Here is an 18,777-nt window from a genome sequence, read left to right as displayed (position 1 = left end):
GCCTTGACCCGCCAAGTTGTGCTCGTGTGTGGGGCGGCCGGGTTCGTCGGTCGCGCCGTTTCCAGAACTCTTGCTTCCAGCGGTCATGAGGTCGTTGTCGCCCTGCGTCACGCCAGGGATGTCCCAGGTGCGACGCGAACCGTCGAGGCTGGTGACCTGTCCGCGCCAAGCCATATTCTCGGCAACGCAATGCGCAGTGTCCACGCGGTTGTGCATGCGGCGGGGCTTGCTCATCGTCATGGCGTGAACCCTGCGGATCTTTCGCGAGCCAATGTACAGGCCGCATCGCGGGTGGCGGAAGCGGCGGTCGCACGGGGCGTTCCCCATCTGGTGCTCGTGTCTTCGGCGGCAGTGTATGGCAAATCCCGCGATACGCTCTTCTCGGAAGCAAGCGAACCCTCACCCGATGACGACTACGCCAGAAGCAAGCTGGCGGGTGAGGGAGCCGTCCGTTCGATCGTCGCGGGGTCCCGTACGCGGCTGACCATCGTCCGACCTTGTGCCGTTTTGGGCCCAGGCTGTGCCGGCAATATCCCGCGTCTGGTTCGCCTGATCGGATCGAGCATGCCGTTACCCTTTGGTTCAATCGATAATCGTCGGAGCTTTATCGCGGTCGATGACGTGGCCAAGCTTATCGACGTTATCATTTCCCATCCGTCGTCCCCCGAAACGCTTATCGCGGCCCATCCGTCTCCCATATCGACGGCGGATCTCATCCGGGCACTCGCCCGCGGTCTCGGACGCCGGAGGATACTTCTGCCGGTGCCGACAGGCATCCTTTCCATGGCCGCGTCGGCGGCAGGCCAGGCGGAGTTATGGAAAAGTTTCTCCGGTTCGTTTCAGGCGGATGTTGCGCTCGCGGGCTCTGCACTTGGGTTTTCCGCATCAATCTCGATCCCGACCATCCTTGAACTTACTGCGGCGAATTCACGGTATACAGATACCACAACGTAATCTGGTTGACTGCTGCAGCGGCTTCCCGCATAAGCCGCGCACTATCCAAGTAGACCTTAAGGAACGAGTATCATGAAAACCACCGTTTCGCTGAAGCCGGCGGACGTCCAGAAAGACTGGGTGCTGATCGACGCCGAAGGGCTTGTCCTCGGCCGTCTCGCTGCCCTGATCGCAACCCGCCTGCGCGGCAAGCACAAGCCGCAATTCACGCCCCATGTCGACTGTGGCGATCATATCGTCGTGGTGAATGCCGAAAAGGTGAAGGTTTCGGGTAACAAGCTTGACCAGAGCGTATTCTATTACCACACGGGATTTGCCGGGGGCATCAAGGGAAGGACGCTGCGGCAGCGCCTTGAAAGTAAACACCCCGAGCGCGTCCTCGAAAAGGCGGTGGAGCGCATGATCACGCGTGGACCGCTGCAACGCCAGCAGATGAAAAATCTTCATATCTATGCAGGTGCGGCTCATCCGCATGACGGCCAACAACCGCGGGTGCTGGATATCGCATCCATGAACCGCAAAAACGTGAGGGCGTGAGTATGTCTGAAACTGGAACTCTCGCCGATCTCAAATCGGTCATCACGCCGGGTACCGGCATGTCCGATAGCGACCAGGCTCCGAAGCGCGAATCGAAACGCGACGCGCAGGGTCGCTCATATGCCACAGGTCGTCGTAAGGACGCTGTTGCGCGGGTGTGGATCAAGCCGGGCAAAGGCGAGATCATCATCAACGGTCGCAAGGCCGCCCAGTACTTCGCGCGTCCGGTGTTGCGCATGCTGATCACCCAACCGTTCCTGGTCGCCGATCGTTACAACCAGTTCGACGTCATGGCGACGGTAACCGGCGGTGGCCTCTCAGGGCAGGCAGGGGCAGTGCGTCATGGAATTTCACGGGCGCTGACCTATTATGAGCCTGATTTGCGCGGGATTCTGAAAGTCGCTGGCTTTCTTACCCGCGACCCCCGCACGGTCGAGCGCAAAAAATACGGTAAGGCCAAGGCACGCCGGAGCTTCCAGTTCAGCAAGCGCTGACGCGGCAGCCTTTGTCCAACAGGAAAAACCGCTCCCGATCCATCGGGAGCGGTTTTTTATTGACCGACACAGCGTTAACCATCAATGATCCTTGGAGGTCACGACTTCGATATCGTGTCAGGCACGCTGTCAGTTAATTCGTAACAAACTGGACTTATTCAGTTTTACGATATAAAAAATGAGATATCGCAAAGGCGGGGTGCTATGGGCAGGGAATTCGAAAATCTTCGGCTGGATAATCAGTTGTGCTTTGCCCTATACGCGGCAACACATTCAATTACTAGAATATATAGGCCGTTATTAGCCAAATATAAAATTACCTACCCCCAGTACATCGTCCTGTTGGTATTGATTGAATGCCACGAGTCCACCGTGAACGGTATTGCAGAGGCGCTCAAGCTGGACGCGGCAACGGTTACGCCCCTTCTGAAGCGCCTCGCCGAGGCCGACTGGATCACACGTGAGCGGAGCCGTCAGGACGAGCGTGTCGTCGTCGTGAAGTTGGCTCCGAAAGGGTATGAACTTGCTAACAATCTTGTCACGATACAGAATGAGGTCAGGTGTCGTACCCGACTTGATGATTCTGCATTCACCAGGTTGAAAGGCGAGATCATCAAATTAACAGAGACGCTCGATATCTCGACCAAGTCGGAATATAGTTAGCGTCTTCTCAAACGCGGGCTCCCGAAACTTCCGGCGATAGATGGCCAATTTCAGCCTGGCCCGAGATTGCCGTGGCAATATTTGTATTTTTTTCCCGATCCACAGGGACACGGCGCATTGCGCGGCGTGGCGGCCCATGTTTCCGGTCGCGCCGGGTCCACCGCCTCGGCGCGCAGACTCGTGACCGGTAACGGCATCGCGCCCGCCACTTCGGCTTGAGCCAACCCAAGCTCGCCGTGGAAGGGATCCGAGTGGGAGTGACTTTCAAGCAACATCGAAGGATCGAATACAGGTGGGTTCGCTGCGGGATCGACGCCCAGCTCGACGTGCGCAAGCGCTGTCGATACCTGTTCCTTCAGATCCTCCAGCATGACCGAAAACAGTGCAAACGCTTCAGCCTTGTACTCATTCAGCGGGTCACGCTGGCCATAAGCGCGCAGGCCGATGCCCTGCCGCAGATGATCGAGCGCGAGGAGATGCTCTTTCCAAAGATGATCGAGGGTTTGCAGCAAGATCGATTTCTCGAGAAACCGCATGAAGTCCGGACCGAAACTTTCCGCTTTCGCACTCATATGCGCATCGACCGCTTCGGCGATCCGTTCGCGCAGATGCGTCTCGTCAATACCTTCCTCGGCAGCCCATTCCTCGATCGGAAGATCGATACCGAAAATCCGCTGCACATCTTCCCTGAGTTCGAGGCTTTCCCACTGTTCCGCGTACGCTTTGGTCGGAATCCGCCGTTCCACGACTTCAGCGATCGTATCGGCACGCATCTCGCCGATGACGTCCGCAACGCTCTCGGCCGCCATGAACTCCCGGCGCTGCGCATAGACCTCCTTGCGCTGGTTGTTCATCACGTCGTCGTATTTCAAAAGGTTCTTGCGGGTATCGAAGTTTCTGGCCTCGACCTTTTTCTGCGCCTTTTCCAGAGCCTTGTTGATCCAGGGATGAATGATGGCCTCGCCATCCTTCAATCCGAGTTTCTGCAACATCGGCCCCATGCGGTCTGACCCGAAAATCCGCATCAGATCATCGTCAAGCGAGAGGAAGAACCGCGAAGCACCAGGGTCGCCCTGACGACCGGATCGACCACGCAACTGGTTGTCGACCCGGCGGCTCTCATGCCGTTCCGTTCCGATGACGAACAAGCCGCCAGCCGCACGGACGATCTCGTGGGCGCTCTCGATCTCGGCGCGAATGGCCGCCTCGCGCTCCGCTCTGAGGGCAGGGTCGAGCGCGTCGAGTTGCTTCTGCAACCGCGCTTCAAGGTTGCCACCGAGTTTGATGTCGGTGCCGCGCCCGGCCATATTGGTCGCAATCGTCACGGCACCCGGCGCACCCGCGTCTGCCACGATGCTGGCTTCCTGTTCATGGAACCGGGCGTTGAGCACCGAATGCTCGATTCCCATCGATGTCAGAAGGTTGGAGATGATTTCTGATTTTTCGATCGAAGTGGTCCCGACCAGTACGGGCTGTTCGCGGGCGCGGCACTCTTCGATCAATGTCGCGACGGCCTGATATTTTTCCGATTCGCTCCGATAAACCTCGTCATCGCTGTCCTTGCGGCTCACCGGCACATTGGTGGGCACCTCGACGACCAACAGCTTGTAGATTTCCTCGAACTCATCCGCTTCCGTCATGGCCGTTCCGGTCATGCCCGAAAGTTTCGGGTACAGCCTGAAATAATTCTGGAATGTGATGGATGCGAGCGTCTGATTTTCACGCTCGACCGTGACATGCTCCTTGGCTTCTAAAGCCTGGTGCAACCCATCCGAGTAGCGCCTTCCCTCCATCATCCGGCCGGTGAATTCGTCGATGATGATCACCTGACCGTTCTTGACGATGTAATCGACATCGCGGGCAAACAGTGTATGCGCACGCAACGATTGCTGCGTATGGTGAACCAGCGAAACATTGAAGACGTCGTACAAATTGCCTTCTGTCAGTAACCCGGCTTCTGCCAGCATCCGCTCGATCGTTTCAGAACCGGCTTCGGTCAGGTTGACGGTCTTGAACTTCTCGTCCTTGTCGTAGTTCAGCGGATCTTCGGCGAGGATTTTCACGAGCCCGTCCACCTGCGCGTAGAGCTCGGTCGGTTCGTCCGACGGGCCGGATATGATAAGCGGGGTCCGAGCCTCATCGATCAGGATGCTGTCGACCTCGTCAACGATGGCGTAGTTGAAATCGCGCTGCACCATGTCGGCCAGCGCATACTTCATATTGTCACGAAGATAGTCGAACCCGAACTCGTTATTGGTTCCATAGGTGATATCGCACGCATATGCGGCGCGCCGCTCGTCATCCTCGATCCCGGGCACAATGATCCCGACCGACAATCCGAGAAAATTATAAAGTTGTCCCATCCACTCGGCATCGCGCCGCGCAAGATAGTCGTTCACGGTGACGACATGAACGCCCCGTCCCGATAATGCATTCAGGTACACTGGCAGCGTCGCGACCAGGGTCTTGCCCTCGCCGGTTTTCATCTCCGCGATCTTGCCGTCATGCAGGACCATGCCGCCGATCAGCTGAACATCGAAATGGCGCATGCCAAGAACGCGTTTCGCTCCTTCGCGACAGACCGCGAAGGCTTCAGGGAGCAGATCGTCCAACGATTCGCCGCCTTCGATGCGCGTCCGGAATTCGATGGTCTTGGCCTGAAGCGCGGCATCATCAAGTTCAGCCAGGCTCGGCTCGACGGCGTTGATCCGGCCGATCCTGCGGCGATAGGCTTTCAGGGAGCGATCGTTGGTAGTGCCGAGAAGCGCGCGGGCGATACGTGATATCATGATGAGACGAGGTTCCGTTTGGTCAGGCAACGTCGCATACCGACACAAGCTGGAATCCGGCTAGCGGCAGACGTTGTTTCAACGGTCAGACATAGGAGCGCGTGCCGGTCCGGTCAATAAACAAGCACGACCGGATGAGGTTCACCGCCCCGTCTTGCCCGGTTCGCCCAGTTCGGTCATGGTGCGCCGGTTCTTGAAATGGGATGATATCGGATGAAGCGTTCGAGCTACGGGTACTCTGCGGCAGTTTACGGCGCTGTAGCAGTTGTTATGGTCACTGCAGGCGTCGCCCGTGCGGCGACCAGCGACAGCGCCAACGATGCGACCAAGCCTGCCACGTCGTCGAGTGTGCCGGCCAAAGATCCTGTGGTCGCCATTGTGAACGGGCACGACATCCACCTGTCCGCCCTTGCGAAGGCTGCTCAATCCCTGCCACCCCAGTTGCAACAGGCGCCGCCGCAGGAGCTTTACCCCGTTCTTCTCAACCGTCTCGTCGATGAACGTGCTCTTCTGGTCAAAGCCCGCGAAAGCGGCATTGCCAAAAAACCCGCGGTCAAGACCCAGATGCGAGAAGCGGCCAACCGGGCGCTGGAGGCCGCGTACCTCCGCGCCGAGGTCAAGCCGAAACTCAACGATGCGGCGGTCAAGGCATATTATCAAAAGCATTACGTGGGTCAGAAGCAGCCCGAAGAGGTCAAGGCCCGCCAGATTTTGGTCAAAACCAAGGCTGAAGCTGAAAAAATCATCGATCAGCTCAACAAGGGGGCCAAGTTCAGCGCGCTGGCGATCAAGGACAGCATCGATCCGGGTGCCAAAAACGGCGGAGAACTCGGCTGGTTCACCAAGGATGAGATGGTCAAGCCCTTCGCCGACGCGGCATTCGCTCTCAAGCCCGGTACCTACACGAAAACGCCGGTCCAATCGCAATTCGGCTGGCACATCATCAAATCCCAGGGCAAACGCGAGAAGCCAGCACCCAGTTTCGATGATGTCAAAGACAGCATCCGTCAGAAAATGACCGATGCGGCCATAACCAAGGCTTTAGAAAATGCCCGTACTGGATTGAAAATAAAGCTCTTCAATCCCGATGGTTCTCCGGCAACGCCGTCTTCTGCGGGCGACTCATCTATGGCTCCTGCGTCCAAATAGGGCTCTGATTTGATGGCCAAGGCGCTGGCGGTATCTCCTCTTGCCCAACAACTGCCCGCCCTGCCGCCGGTCCGAGGCGTTCGATTTGCGACCGCCAAGGCTGCCATCAAATATCGTGACAGGGCCGATGTCATGCTGGCCGCTTTCGAGCCCGGGACCACGGTGGCCGGTGTCTTTACGCGTAACCGCTGTCCCGGTGCGCCGGTCATCTGGAATCGCGAGAAATTGCCTGCGGGCGTCGCGCGGGGGCTCCTCGTCAACGCGGGGAACGCCAACGTGTTCAACGGAGCAGCGGGTTACACCGCTGCGAGCCTGACAGCGCAAGCCGCCGCGGCTTCACTCGATTGCCAGCCCTCGGCTATATTTCTTGCATCCACCGGTGTGATCGGCGAACCGCTCCCCGCTGAAAAAATCATTGCCGTCACGGATGATCTGGCAGCGAACCTGTCGCCGGATGGCTGGGCAGCCGCCGCACGGGCGATCATGACAACCGATACCTTCCCGAAAGCCGCGACACGCACCTGTCTGATTGATGGCGCTACGGTCCGCATCTCGGGCATCGCCAAAGGTAGCGGCATGATTGCGCCTGATATGGCGACCATGCTGGCATTTATAGTGACCGACGCCGCCATTCCGGCAAAAACCCTTCAAGCCCTCCTCAAGCAGGGTGTGGCACCAAGCTTCAATTCCATCACGGTCGATTCCGATACATCGACCTCCGACACCGTGCTCCTCTTCGCGACCGGCGCATCCATGCCCGCCCCGGTGGCCGATACGCGCAAGTTGGGTCCGTTTCGAGCCGCCTTGTTCGAAGTGCTCCACGATCTCGCACTGATGGTCGTGCGCGACGGGGAAGGGGCGCGCAAATTGATCGAGGTTTCTGTATCAGGCGCGGTCTCCAACCAATCCGCCCGCCGAATTGGCTTGTCGATCGCCAATTCTCCCCTGGTCAAAACCGCCATCGCCGGGGAAGACGCGAATTGGGGCCGGATCGTGATGGCCGTCGGCAAAGCTGGCGAGCCGGCTGATCGCGATCGTCTTGCCGTCAGCATCGGCGGCATCGAGGTTGCCCGGAACGGCTCACGCGCTGAAGCCTACGATGAAACTCCGGTCGCCGCCCATATGCGCGGCGGTGAAATCCACATCGGCGTCGATCTCGGACTCGGGCGGGGAAAAGCCACGGTCTGGGGCTGCGACCTGACCCATGGCTATATCGAAATAAACGGGGATTATCGTAGCTGAACCGAGGGGCCGTCCCCAGGCCGGATTGGCGGCATTGCGGTCAGATTTTCGGTCGCAGCACGATCCGGACCCCGATATTGATTGCCAGAACCACCAGCATCACCAGCAACGCCGCGGCGAACGCCAGCGCATGGGCTGATTTGTAGGGCTGATCGATGAAGGTCCAGATCACGTAGGTCAGATAGCCGATCGGCTGATGGATAAACTTGCCGTTCCAGACATAGTTGGACCAGCCAGCCGTATAGATCAGCGGTGCCGTCTCACCGACTGAAATCGCGAGCCCGAGCAACACGCCCGTGACCACTCCCGGCAACCCGGCCGAGAGCACGACATTGAACGCCACTGTCCGCTCTCTGGCGCCCAGCGCAAAAGCCGCCTCTCGCATGGAAACCGGCACCCGCTGCAATGATAATTCAGTAATCCGCGCCAGATACGGCACGATCATGATCGCGAGCGTGATCGAACCGGCCAGCGCCGAGAACTGCCAGCCAAATCCGATCACCATGGTAATGTAGGAAAAGTACCCCAGAACGACCGAAGGCATACCGGTCAGAGTGTCCGACAAGAACCGGATAACCGATCCCAGCCGGTTCTGCCCGTATTCCGAGAGGTACATCCCGGCCCCCACACCGATCGGTACGGCGAACACCAGTGAACCGAGCGAGAGCACCGTGGTGCCGACGATCGCGGCGAGCAGGCCGCCCTTCACCCCGTTGCTCGATGTGGTGAACAGCGTGATCGAAAATGCCGAGGCACCCTTGATCAGTATGGTCAGCACAAGATCGAGCAGCGGTATCGCGACCAGCAGAAACGCCAAGCCACACAGGGCCCAGCCGATCGCGCTCGTGATCATTCGCCGCCGTTCGAGCGAGGAGCGTTTGGTCGGCACGGCTTCAAACGTTGCGGACAAGGGTCGCTCCCCGCACGATCACCCGTGCCAATGCGTTGACCGCAAGGGTAATCACAAACAGAACCAGCGCGATCTCGGCCAGTGATTTCACCGCCATTCCGGTCGGGTCCGACAGCGCGCTGTCCAGTTGCGACAGAATGAAGGCCGCCATCGTGCTGATCGGCGTAAAAATCGTCTTCGGCAGGTAGTTCAGGGCGCCCCCGGAAACCATCAGCACCGCCATGGTCTCCCCAAGCGCGCGCCCCAACCCCAGCACCACCCCGCCCACCAGCGTCACCCGCACGGTCGGCAGCATGGTCTTGGTCACCACCTCGAACCTCGTCGCCCCCAATGCCACCGCGGATTCCCGCAATTCGCGCGGCACCTGATGCAACGCATCGTATAGCGTGGTCGCAATGATCGGCGTGATCATCAGGGCCAGCACGATCGCGGCGGCCAGCAGCCCGAAACCGCTGCCCGTGCTGTTGTGGATGTTGAAAAACGGAATGAACCCGAATACCGCCGTAATCCCCGGTCCGATATAATGGGAAATCAGCGGCGCCAGAACATAAATTCCCCAGAGCCCGAAGACGACGCTCGGCACCACGGCCACCAGTTCCACCAGCATCGACAGTGCCGGCCGCAACCGATCGGGCGCAGCCTCGGCGAGGAAAATCGCCGTCCCGACAGCGACCGGCAAAGCAAACAGCAGCGCCAGAAACGAGGACAACAATGTGCCGACGATGAATGCCAGAATTCCGTAATTCGCCCCGAGTGGCACCGAATAGCCCCGTACCGTCACGGGGTTCATATACAGATTGCCCAGGCTCCAATCGATCGTCCCGATGAAGCGGATGCCATTGAACCCGATCGCCGGCCAGGCGTATTGAGCCAGAAACACCACGATGATGAACAAAGCGAGCGGGATCAGCAGCGCGATGCCGGTGAGACTCAGACGAAAGCCGCTTGCTCGTTTCATATCATCCTCTTAACCGAAAAACGCCCCGCCGGTAAAAACCGGACGAGGCGCTTCGTATAACCATGCTCAGCCGCTGATCTTGGCGATCTGCTCAGCCGACAGTTTCTTGACCGCTGCCGGCAAGGCCTTGAACTCGACCTGCTTCAGATAGCTCTCGCTATTGCCCTGATTGCTGGCCCAGGTCAGCAGATCCTTCACCGCCTTCTCGGTCGCGGCATCCTTCTGCTTGGAATTCACGATCGCATATTCGTAGTTGATGATCGGGTAGCTCATCGCACCCGGTGCGAACACGAGGCTGATCCGCTCGTCCGCCGGCGTCTTGCCGACCAGCTCGTCCGCCGCGGCGCTGATCGTCTTGGCGGTCGGCAGCACGAACTTGCCGGCCTTGTTCAACAGCATCGCCTTGCCGAGATGCGCTTGCGCCACTTCCTTGTAGAACGACACACCGATATAGGCGATCGCATACGGGTTCTGCTTCAGCGCCTCGACCATGCCGGGGTTGCCGTTCGCACCCAGCCCGCCCTGCACCGCCGGCCACGACACCGTGGTGCCGTAGCCCACCGTGTTCGCCCAGGACGGCGTCGAGAAATCGAGATACTGGCTGAAAATGAACGTGTCGCCCGAACCATCGGTACGGTGTACCGGAATGATCTGATGATCCGGCAGCTTCACGCCGGGGTTGAGCTTCTCGATCGCCGGATCGTTCCACTTGGTGATCTTGCCGGTATAAATCCCCGCCAGCACCGGGCCCGAGAATTTGAGGTGCTTGTCGTTCAGGCCCGGCAGATTGTAGTTGATCGCCTGAGCCGAAATCGCCAGCGGAATGTTCAGAATATCCGGGTTCTGCTTGATCTGCTGGTCCGACATATAGGCGTCCGACGCGCCGACCTGCACGACACCGGAAATCGCCTGCGCGATACCCGCACCCGAACCGGTGCTCTGCGTCGTCACTTTCACGCCCGGATACGCCTTCTCGAAATGCGGCACCCAGATGTTGAACAGCGGATAGAGCAGCGACGAACCGGTCTCGACCAGAGAAACACCGGCAGCCTGGGCAACGCCCATGCCGAGCCCGGCGACGAGGGCAGCGGCCGCGGCGGCGCGCAGCAGTGTAGAACGGCGCAGTTTGGCATCAGATCGCACGATGGATCTCCCTTTCGGTTGCGAACAGAAAATTGAAAACCTGCGGGGTATTCATATCGGTAAACCCCTGTCGCGCCGTCTAAGCGATCGATCATGACAAGGCGACGGGGTTTCAATGAAGCTTTGATGACATCGCCGTTGAAGTCACGATTTCGCGAGATTGCGTCAGTCCCGACGAGAGGCGTCCCTGCAGCATCTCGACCGGCGTTTCCAACATCCCGTAGCGAATAGCGCGGCGCGTCCGCTTGCCGCCATCACCGTTCAGATGAAGCATCAAGACCGATTTGCTCACCTGAGCATCCGCGATTTCGTGCCATAGGTAAGTCTCAGCCGGTCCGGCGTGGGGCGATAAGGTGACACCGTGCCGTCCGATGACGGCCCGCGTCCGCACCAGCGGATCAGCTCGCCGCCGCCGGAAGGACTCAAACGCAGCAATCAGCGATACCACACCCGCGACCGGCAGCAGCACGGTCATGACCGTCAGAAACACGCTGGGAACCGCGTCCCGGACGAACAGGATCGGGCCGATGATCCCTAGCGCCACGATCATCAGGGCAATCGGCAAGGGCGGCGAATTCGGCGGCGGCCCCGCCCGCAAGGCCAGACTGTCCGGATCATCGTTCATCCGGCAACTCTGCCTCGTCCCACCACGATTGTCGACGAGGAGAGAGGCGCGTAGCAAGGTGTCATGGTCGATGTTGCACCGCAGGCGAGCCCCGATCGTCTCAGCCGCTCAGCGCTTTTCAACGGCTTTTTCATCGCCGGCCTGTCCGGTTTCGGCGGGGTGCTGCCATTTGCCCGCCGGATCATCGTGGAGCGGAAGCGTTGGCTGACCGATGCCGAATTCGCCGACCTGTTCAGCCTCTGCCAGTTTTTGCCCGGTCCCAACATCGTCAATCTGGCCGCCGCATTCGGCGCGCGGCATCGGGGTGCCAGCGGCGCGCTTGCCGCGATGGGTGGGTTGCTCGCCGCGCCCGTTACAATCGTCATCCTGCTCGGCCTCCTGTTCGAACGTTACGGGTGCCTGCCGGATGTCCATCACGGTCTCGAAGGCCTCGCCGCCGCCGCGGCCGGTCTCATTCTGGCGACCGCGCTGAAAATCGCTGCTCCCTCGCTGCGGGGTCCCACAACCCTCGCGGTCGTCATTCTGGCGTTCACCCTGTTTGCGGTGCTGCATCTCCGGCTGCCCATCGTCATCGCACTTTCGCTGCCGGTTTCTCTCGTCCTCGCTGCCCGGCGCATCCGTTGATCCGCTGATGATCCTGCTCGCCATCGTCCTGTTGTTCGCCGAATTATCTCTCCTCGCGATCGGCGGTGTTGCCAGCACTCTACCCGCCATGGCGCGCGCCGTCGTCGCCCGGCACTGGCTCACCGCACCCCAATTCGCCGCATTGTTCGGTGTCGCCCAGGCAAGTCCCGGCCCGAATATGCTGATCTCGACTTTGATCGGCCTGCATGTCGCAGGCTTGCCCGGCGCGCTCCTTGCCACACTCGCCATGGTCGGTCCCTCCAGCACGCTGACGGTGTTGGTCTCCGGCCTATGGCATCGCTTTCGCGAAGCCCGCTGGCGCCGGATCGTTCAGGCGGCGATCACGCCGATCACCGGGGGCATGGTGCTCGCAGCGGCCGCCTTTCTCCTTCGCACCGCCGATCACGACTGGCGGTTGATGATCGTCTCGGGATCGGTCACCATATTGACGCTGCGCACCAGGATCCACCCTTTGCTCCTGCTCGCCGGCGGCGCGGTCATCGGCGTCGCTGGCTTGGCCTGAGCGCAAATGGCTTGAGCCAAAACGAGGGTCGATCCGGTCAATCGTCAGCGTACGGATTTTTGGTCCCGCGCAGCGAGAGCCGCAGCGGCGTCCCATCAAGCTTGAACTTTTCACGCAGGCTGTTCATCAGATAGCGCTGATAGGTTTCTGGGGTCATCTCGCAACGGGTTCCGAACATGGCAAAACTCGGCGGCCGTGCCTTGACCTGGGTGATATAGCGCAATTTCAGGCGCCGCCCCTCGACCAGCGGCGGTGGAAACCGCTCCAGCGCCCCTTCGAACCAGCGGTTCAGCGCTCCGGTCGAAACCCGCTTGTTCCAGATCAGGTCCGCTTCCCGCACTGCCGGCAGCAATCTGCCGACGCCTTCGCCGGTTTCCGCCGACAAAGGAACGGTGACGATCCCCTTGAGCTGCGACAGCGACGATTCGAGCCGATCGTTGATCGCCCGTCGGGTCTTGTCCCGGTCCTCGACCAGATCCCATTTGGTCAACGCGAGCACGATCGCGCGACCCTCCCGTTCCACGAGGCGCGCGATTTGCAAGTCCTGATCGTGAATACCTTCGAAGGCATCGACCGCCAGCACCACGGTATCGGCGAATTTCATGGCCTCGATGGTCGAGGAGGTCGACAGCTTTTCGAGCCCTTCCTCAACGCGCGCACGTCGCCGCAATCCTGCCGTATCGAACAACCTGAAGCGTGTGCCGGCCTGATCCGTCAGCTCAGCCGCAATCGCGTCGCGCGTCAGCCCCGGCTCCGGCCCGGTGATCGAGCGTTCCTCACCAAGCAGACGGTTCAGCAGAGTCGATTTGCCGGCATTGGGACGGCCGAGTATCGCGAGATGCAGCGGCCGATCGCCCTCAGGCTCGGTCCCGATCATGTCTTCCGGAAGCGCATCGAGAATCTGATCGATCAGATCGGAGACGCCCTCGTTATGCTCGGCCGAAATCGCGACCGGTTCACCAAGACCGAGCGCGTAGGCTTCCAGTGCCGCCGAACCACCCCCGCGCCCCTCCGATTTGTTGGCAACCACGATCACCGGCTTGTTCGCCCGGCGCAGCCAGGCGGCAAAATGCCGGTCCTCCGGCAGCAGTCCGGCCCGCGAATCGATCACGAACAGCACGAGATCGGCCTGATCCACGGCGGTTCCCGTCGAGGCCCGCATCCGCCCCGGCAAACTGTCCGGCGGGGCTTCCTCCAATCCGGCCGTATCGACCAACTGAACCCGTCGTCCGTAAAGCTCGCCCCAGGCTTCCTTGCGATCCCGCGTTACCCCGGGCTCATCCGCCACCAGCGCAATCCGCTTGCCGGCCAAGCGGTTGAACAAGGTCGATTTGCCGACGTTCGGTCGCCCACAAATCGCGATGCGCGGTGCCCGGGTTGCTGTCGCGATGTCCGATTCGCTCATCGGTAGGCGGTCAGCACCGCATTGCGGGTCAGGGCCAGAAGCGTGCCAGACGCCGCGATCGGTGGATTATCGGCGACCCCGCGCAGTCCCAGCGCCTGATCCGGCCTGGTCAGCAGCACACCGGTTCGCGCATCGGCCACGATCATCCGCTCATCCGAACCGGTCATGATCAACCCCGCGCCCGCCAGCAGCGGACCATGCCAATAGAGCGGACCGTAATCCTTTTTGGGGTTCTTGTAGGCGGGAAGATCGGTCAGCCACGAAACATACCCATCGGCGAGATGAACCGCGGCAAGCTGCTGCTTGTCGGTCAACAGGAACAGCCAATCCCCGGCGATTGCCGGTGTTTCAGCACTTCCGACATCCTTGCCCCAGATCCGCCGCCCCGATCGCAGATCGAATGCGACGGTCGAGCCGGCCACGCTGGTCAGCACCGCCAGATTATTGCCGATCACGGGGTTGGCGACGATGCTCGACACGTTCAGCGGATTGGCGGAATTATATCCCGCCGCCAAGCTCTGTTCCCACACGGCCGAGCCGGTCTGCGCGTTCACACCCGCAACCATGCCGGTGCCGAACCCTGCAACGACGATACCCTGATCGTAAGCCGGCGCGCCCGCCCCGAACATCGAGTTCGAGGACGACCCCGTCGGGAATCGCCAGGTCGAAGCCCCGCTTTTCATATCCCGTGCGACCAGCGTATTGTCGAGCAGGACGAGATAGATCTGCCCGCCACCGATCGTCGGGGCGGACCGAGCCGGCTGGCCGAGTTGCCTGGCCCAGCGTGTCGCACCGCTCGCGGGGTCGAGCATCCGCAGTTCCGCAAACGCGGTCGCGACGTAGAGCGCCCCCTCCGCATAGGCGAGGCCACCGCCGAACGCGAAGCTGGAATCATGCTTCGGCCTCATCTTCTGCCGCCACAGATGCCGTCCATCGGCGAGCATCAGCGCATCGACGAAGCCGTTGGCGTCCATGGTGAACACCTTGCCCTCGGCGATCACCGGCTGCGCATGCAGCGACCGCCGATAGGTGGCACCCGCCCCGATGCTGGTGCTCCAGGCCTGAGTCAGCCGGTCGGGCAGGGCAATCGCGCCAGTATCGTGCCGGGGATTGGCCCCGGCCTGCGGCCAGTTCGCCAGCGGTGCCGAAGCCGGCAGTACGACGGGCGGCGCCTGCTCATCGACCTCCAGCGGTTCGTGCGGCGGCAGGACCGGTATCTTGAGGCCCGGAACCGGCTTCTTGTCACTGCCCTCGAACAGGCTGCATCCTGAGAGCAAGGCAGCCGACATCAGCAGCGCCCCGCGCCGTCCTGTCGTGATAAGCGCGCTTGAGCGTGTCATTGTGGTGTGGGTCATCCGTTCAGTTTCGCCAGCAGCCCTTCGGCCAGATTGCGGACATTGGCAGGAGAGGCCGGGTCGGCGCTGACCCGCTGGAGCAGCGATTGCGCATCGGCGACCTTGCCGCTCTGCATGTCGAGGACCGCGGCATTGACCTGCGCCAGATCGTGCCACGGGCTGGAATCGGCCATCAGCGGTTTCAACCGCGCCATCACCTGATCATCCGGCACCGTTCCCATCGCATGCTGCGTCCAGATCAGATTGGCGAGCCCTCGCAGCATCGGACCCGCCGTGCTGTCACCGGCACCCAACTGTGTCCACAGCGCCATCGCTGCCTTGGTGTCGCCGCCGCCAGCATACAGAGCCGCAGCGCGAAACCGGGCGAGCGCGGCATAGCCGGGCGGTGCCTTGGCGGCGAACGCAATCAGCGATCGCGCATCCGCAATATCAGTGGTCTTGGTCGCACCTGCACCGGTCTTTGCGATGCGGTCGGTCAAAGTCACATACTGCGTCGCGGCGCGGATATCCTGTTTGTGATGATACCATTTCAAAGTCTGCCACCCGCCGATCGCGATCAGCACGAGTCCTGCGGCCGCAATGAACACACCGGCATAGCGGACCACAAACTTGCGGGTGCGCTCGGCGCGCAGGTCTTCGGCAACTTCATCGAAAATATCGGGCACGCGGGTCTCACCTCGGATACGCGCGCAACGCCGGATCGGCGCCAGCGCACAGTTTCAATCGGTTCAGCCCCGCGTTCATAGCCGCGTGTGCCGCCAAGGGCAACGCGACGGGTGAATCGAGCGGGATCGTCGGAAACTAACCGGATTTTTACCTTTCTAGGGCATGGTCCGCTCATGCGAAGTCTCATCGTTCTGATCTGCCTCATCCCGCTCACCGGTTGCGGTCTCGGTACCGGTGCCGACATGGGCATCGCCGCCGGCGCGACGGTGCTGTCCGTCGCCACCATCCACCGCACCATTCCGGACGCGATTATTTCGATGGTCACGGGGCGGGACTGCTCTGTTGTCCGCCTCGATAACGGCAAATCGTACTGCCGCCCAAAACCGCCTTTGCCGCCACCGCTACCCTACTGCACCCAAACCCTCGGTCAGGCGACGTGCTGGGCCGATCCTTCAAAACTGCCCGATCACGCGCCTGAAGTCGCGGAAGGACCTTATAACCTCAGCCCCGCACAGATCGCCAACCACGATCGCGGCTGGCCATGAGGTCAGGCCGGCCACAACCATGCGGCGCCGCGCACGCCGGAGGAGTCGCCATGCTTGTTTCGCAGGATCGGCGTATCGAACGTATCGCTGATCACGAACGGTTTCATCAGCGCCGGCACGTCCTGGTAAAGATGGTCCAGATTGGATAACCCGCCGCCCAGCACGATCACGTCGGGGTCGAGAATATTGACGATCATCGCAAGCCCGCGTGCCAGCCGTTCGGCATGGATCGCGAGCGCGCGAACCGCCCGTTCATCCCCCGCCGCCGCCCGCGCGGGCAGTCCCCCCGCATCCCGCGCGCCGATCCCGTCGGCTTCCGCGGCCAGCGCCGGCCCCGCCACGTAGGTCTCAAGGCACCCGACCTTGCCGCACCAGCAACGCCGCAACGGCATTTCCTCCGCGCGGGGCCAGGGCAGGGGGGTATGCCCCCATTCCCCCGCGATTCGCTGCCGACCTTCGAGCACCTTGCCTCCAACCACGATGCCGCCGCCGCATCCGGTGCCGATGATCACGCCGAACACGCACTGCGCGCCCGCGCCCGCCCCATCCGCCGCCTCGCTCATCGCAAAGCAGTTCGCATCGTTGGAAACCCGGACCGGCCTGCCCAGCCGCGCTTCCAGATCTTTATCGAACGGATTGCCGTTCAATCGCTCCGAATTCGCATTTTTGACAAATCCGGTCGCCGGGCTGATCGTGCCCGGAATCCCGATCCCGATCCCGCCGCACGGCCCGAGGGCACGCTCCGTCCCCGCCACAAGTTCCGCGATCGCTTCGATGGTTGCCCGATAATCCGGCGGCGTCGGCACCCTGACCCGATGTTCGAGGTCCCCGCTACCCATCAAGGCCGCCACCTCGATCTTGGTGCCGCCGAGATCGATGCCGATGCGATACGTCATGGTTTATCCTGTACGTTTATCCTCCGCCCTCTATCTCCCGTCTGCCGCTCTTGCTCAAGAGGGTGTGACGCGGCACGATAGCATCATGGCGGATGCGACGCTCGATGCGAAATATCTCAAGGGCCCGATGCCGGTGCTGCGTGCTGCGAAAGTGCTGCGCGGCCTCACCAGCGGTGACAAGCTGCGCGTCCTCGCCACCGACCCCGGAACGGTCGCCGATTTCCGCGATTTCTGCCGTGAGAACGGACATGCCCTGATCTCGTGGAGCGAGTTGAAGGGCGTGTTCAGCTTCACCATCCGCTGCACCGCCCCTCATTCCGTCGAGAAAGCACAGATCTGACATGCCGGTCGCCCTGATCACCCATCCGGACTGCTTCGATCACGATCCCGGCCCCTATCATCCGGAAAGTCCCGCCCGCCTGCGCGCCGTCCTTGCGGCCCTCGAACTTCCTGAATTCCAGCCTCTGCTCCGCGAAGCCGCGCCGGAGGCCCCCGAATCGGCGCTCCGGGGTGTGCACAGTGACGAATACGTCGATGCCATGCTCGCCCTGACGCCCGAACCCGACGAGCGCATCCACCTCGATGCCGACACGATCGCCTCGGCAGGCACTTTGCGGGCAGCGCTCCGTTCGGCGGGCGGTGCCATGCGCGGAGTCGATGCCGTGCTCGAAGGCTGGGCACGCTGCGCCTTCGTCGCCACCCGCCCGCCCGGTCATCACGCGGAACCTGCTCGTGCCATGGGCTTCTGCCTGTTCGGCAACGCTGCCATCGCCGCCAATCATGCCCGTTCCCATGGGCTGCGCCGGATTGCCGTCGTCGATTTCGACGTTCATCACGGCAACGGCACCCAGGCGATGTTCGAAAACGACCCCGACCTGTTCTATGCCTCGTCCCACCAATTTCCCTGCTATCCCGGCACCGGCCGGCCAGACGAACGGGGTATCGCGGGCAATGTCGTCAATGCCCCGCTCGATCCGGAATCCGGCTCCGCTGAGTTCCGGGCCGCCTGGCAGACCATCCTCATCCCCGCGCTCGATGCCTTCGCCCCCGAGCTTCTGATCATCTCAGCCGGCTTCGACGCGCACAAGGCCGATCCGCTGGCGCAGATTCACGTCGAGACCGACGATTTCGCCTGGCTCACCGCCGCCCTGATGGACGTCGCGGATCGGCACTGCGGCGGTCGTGTCGTCTCGTTGCTCGAAGGCGGCTACGATCTGGACGCGTTGGCAGCCAGTGCCGCTGCCCATGTCCGCACCTTGATGCGGATCTGATCCGCCGCTATCGGCGGTAGCAAAACCA

20 protein-coding genes are annotated in these 18,777 nt (G+C 61.4%); 11 read left to right on the top strand and 9 right to left on the bottom strand.

The window, feature by feature from the left end; genetic code table 11:
* Positions 1-3: 3 nt before the first annotated feature.
* From SIL87_RS10915 to SIL87_RS10900, 4 genes are all read left to right on the top strand, one after another.
* The gene (locus SIL87_RS10915) at positions 4-954 is read left to right on the top strand and encodes an NAD-dependent epimerase/dehydratase family protein (protein ID WP_319614217.1); all 951 of its coding nucleotides are present in this window, start codon (positions 4-6) and stop codon (positions 952-954) included.
* 72 nt (positions 955-1,026) lie between these two features.
* Positions 1,027-1,491 carry a 50S ribosomal protein L13 gene (rplM, locus tag SIL87_RS10910; protein WP_319614216.1) on the top strand — a complete coding sequence of 155 codons (465 nt, stop codon included), beginning with the start codon at positions 1,027-1,029 and terminating at the stop codon, positions 1,489-1,491.
* A 2-nt stretch (positions 1,492-1,493) separates the two neighbouring features.
* Positions 1,494-1,985, top strand: coding sequence for a 30S ribosomal protein S9 (gene rpsI, locus SIL87_RS10905; protein ID WP_319614215.1), 492 nt, complete (start codon positions 1,494-1,496; stop codon positions 1,983-1,985).
* Between the two features lie 204 nt (positions 1,986-2,189).
* Positions 2,190-2,648 (top strand): MarR family winged helix-turn-helix transcriptional regulator, encoded by a 459-nt coding sequence (locus SIL87_RS10900; protein WP_319614214.1) that lies wholly within the window; start codon positions 2,190-2,192, stop codon positions 2,646-2,648.
* A gap of 50 nt (positions 2,649-2,698) precedes the next feature.
* Here the strand turns inward: SIL87_RS10900 and secA are convergent, their stop codons facing one another.
* Positions 2,699-5,437: a preprotein translocase subunit SecA gene (gene secA, locus SIL87_RS10895; protein WP_319614213.1), complete on the bottom strand. Its 2,739-nt coding sequence runs from the start codon at positions 5,435-5,437 to the stop codon at positions 2,699-2,701.
* Between the two features lie 213 nt (positions 5,438-5,650).
* Between secA and SIL87_RS10890 the strand changes: the two genes are divergently transcribed.
* A complete protein-coding gene (locus SIL87_RS10890) occupies positions 5,651-6,586 on the top strand; it encodes a peptidylprolyl isomerase (protein ID WP_319614212.1) in 936 nt (311 codons plus the stop codon).
* Positions 6,587-6,598: 12 nt separating this feature from the next.
* Complete coding sequence (gene argJ, locus SIL87_RS10885) at positions 6,599-7,828, top strand: bifunctional glutamate N-acetyltransferase/amino-acid acetyltransferase ArgJ (RefSeq protein WP_319614211.1); 1,230 nt, start codon at positions 6,599-6,601, stop codon at positions 7,826-7,828.
* Positions 7,829-7,868: 40 nt separating this feature from the next.
* On the opposite strand, the gene pstA is transcribed toward argJ, so the two are convergent.
* The 4 genes from pstA to SIL87_RS10865 all read right to left on the bottom strand — a co-directional run bounded on the left by pstA (position 7,869) and on the right by SIL87_RS10865 (position 11,464).
* Positions 7,869-8,738, bottom strand: a complete 870-nt coding sequence (gene pstA, locus SIL87_RS10880) for a phosphate ABC transporter permease PstA (RefSeq protein WP_319614210.1) — start codon at positions 8,736-8,738, stop codon at positions 7,869-7,871.
* Positions 8,722-9,696 carry a phosphate ABC transporter permease subunit PstC gene (gene pstC / locus SIL87_RS10875; RefSeq protein WP_319614209.1) on the bottom strand — a complete coding sequence of 325 codons (975 nt, stop codon included), beginning with the start codon at positions 9,694-9,696 and terminating at the stop codon, positions 8,722-8,724. The genes pstA and pstC overlap by 17 nt, the downstream gene beginning before the upstream one ends.
* 66 nt (positions 9,697-9,762) lie before the next feature.
* On the bottom strand, positions 9,763-10,839 hold the full coding sequence (gene pstS / locus SIL87_RS10870) for a phosphate ABC transporter substrate-binding protein PstS (protein ID WP_319614208.1): 1,077 nt from the start codon (positions 10,837-10,839) through the stop codon (positions 9,763-9,765).
* A gap of 112 nt (positions 10,840-10,951) precedes the next feature.
* A complete protein-coding gene (locus SIL87_RS10865) occupies positions 10,952-11,464 on the bottom strand; it encodes a hypothetical protein (protein ID WP_319614207.1) in 513 nt (170 codons plus the stop codon).
* 63 nt (positions 11,465-11,527) lie between these two features.
* Between SIL87_RS10865 and SIL87_RS10860 the strand changes: the two genes are divergently transcribed.
* Positions 11,528-12,088: a chromate transporter gene (locus tag SIL87_RS10860; protein WP_319614206.1), complete on the top strand. Its 561-nt coding sequence runs from the start codon at positions 11,528-11,530 to the stop codon at positions 12,086-12,088.
* Positions 12,089-12,095: 7 nt separating this feature from the next.
* A complete protein-coding gene (locus SIL87_RS10855; RefSeq protein WP_319614205.1) occupies positions 12,096-12,611 on the top strand; it encodes a chromate transporter in 516 nt (171 codons plus the stop codon).
* 37 nt (positions 12,612-12,648) lie between these two features.
* On the opposite strand, the gene der is transcribed toward SIL87_RS10855, so the two are convergent.
* The 3 genes from der to SIL87_RS10840 are packed head-to-tail and all read right to left on the bottom strand — an operon-like array spanning position 12,649 to position 16,036.
* A complete protein-coding gene (gene der, locus SIL87_RS10850) occupies positions 12,649-14,016 on the bottom strand; it encodes a ribosome biogenesis GTPase Der (RefSeq protein WP_319614204.1) in 1,368 nt (455 codons plus the stop codon).
* Positions 14,013-15,371, bottom strand: a complete 1,359-nt coding sequence (locus SIL87_RS10845; RefSeq protein ID WP_319614203.1) for an outer membrane protein assembly factor BamB family protein — start codon at positions 15,369-15,371, stop codon at positions 14,013-14,015. Before SIL87_RS10845 ends, der begins: the two co-directional genes overlap by 4 nt.
* The gene (locus tag SIL87_RS10840; RefSeq protein ID WP_319614202.1) at positions 15,368-16,036 is read right to left on the bottom strand and encodes a tetratricopeptide repeat protein; all 669 of its coding nucleotides are present in this window, start codon (positions 16,034-16,036) and stop codon (positions 15,368-15,370) included. The genes SIL87_RS10845 and SIL87_RS10840 overlap by 4 nt, the downstream gene beginning before the upstream one ends.
* Before the next feature lie 174 nt (positions 16,037-16,210).
* Between SIL87_RS10840 and SIL87_RS10835 the strand changes: the two genes are divergently transcribed.
* The gene (locus SIL87_RS10835) at positions 16,211-16,582 is read left to right on the top strand and encodes a hypothetical protein (protein ID WP_319614201.1); all 372 of its coding nucleotides are present in this window, start codon (positions 16,211-16,213) and stop codon (positions 16,580-16,582) included.
* 2 nt (positions 16,583-16,584) lie between these two features.
* Here the strand turns inward: SIL87_RS10835 and SIL87_RS10830 are convergent, their stop codons facing one another.
* Positions 16,585-17,478, bottom strand: a complete 894-nt coding sequence (locus SIL87_RS10830) for an ROK family protein (RefSeq protein ID WP_319614200.1) — start codon at positions 17,476-17,478, stop codon at positions 16,585-16,587.
* Between the two features lie 85 nt (positions 17,479-17,563).
* Between SIL87_RS10830 and SIL87_RS10825 the strand changes: the two genes are divergently transcribed.
* On the top strand, positions 17,564-17,818 hold the full coding sequence (locus tag SIL87_RS10825) for a sulfurtransferase TusA family protein (protein WP_319614199.1): 255 nt from the start codon (positions 17,564-17,566) through the stop codon (positions 17,816-17,818).
* Between the two features lies 1 nt (position 17,819).
* Positions 17,820-18,749 (top strand): histone deacetylase family protein, encoded by a 930-nt coding sequence (locus SIL87_RS10820; RefSeq protein ID WP_319614198.1) that lies wholly within the window; start codon positions 17,820-17,822, stop codon positions 18,747-18,749.
* Positions 18,750-18,777: the final 28 nt, after the last annotated feature.

This window comes from Acidiphilium acidophilum, assembly GCF_033842475.1.
GTDB classification, from domain to species: domain Bacteria; phylum Pseudomonadota; class Alphaproteobacteria; order Acetobacterales; family Acetobacteraceae; genus Acidiphilium; species Acidiphilium acidophilum.
The sequence above is the reverse complement of the archived record's forward strand: the minus strand, read 5'-3'. Positions and strand labels throughout refer to the sequence as shown.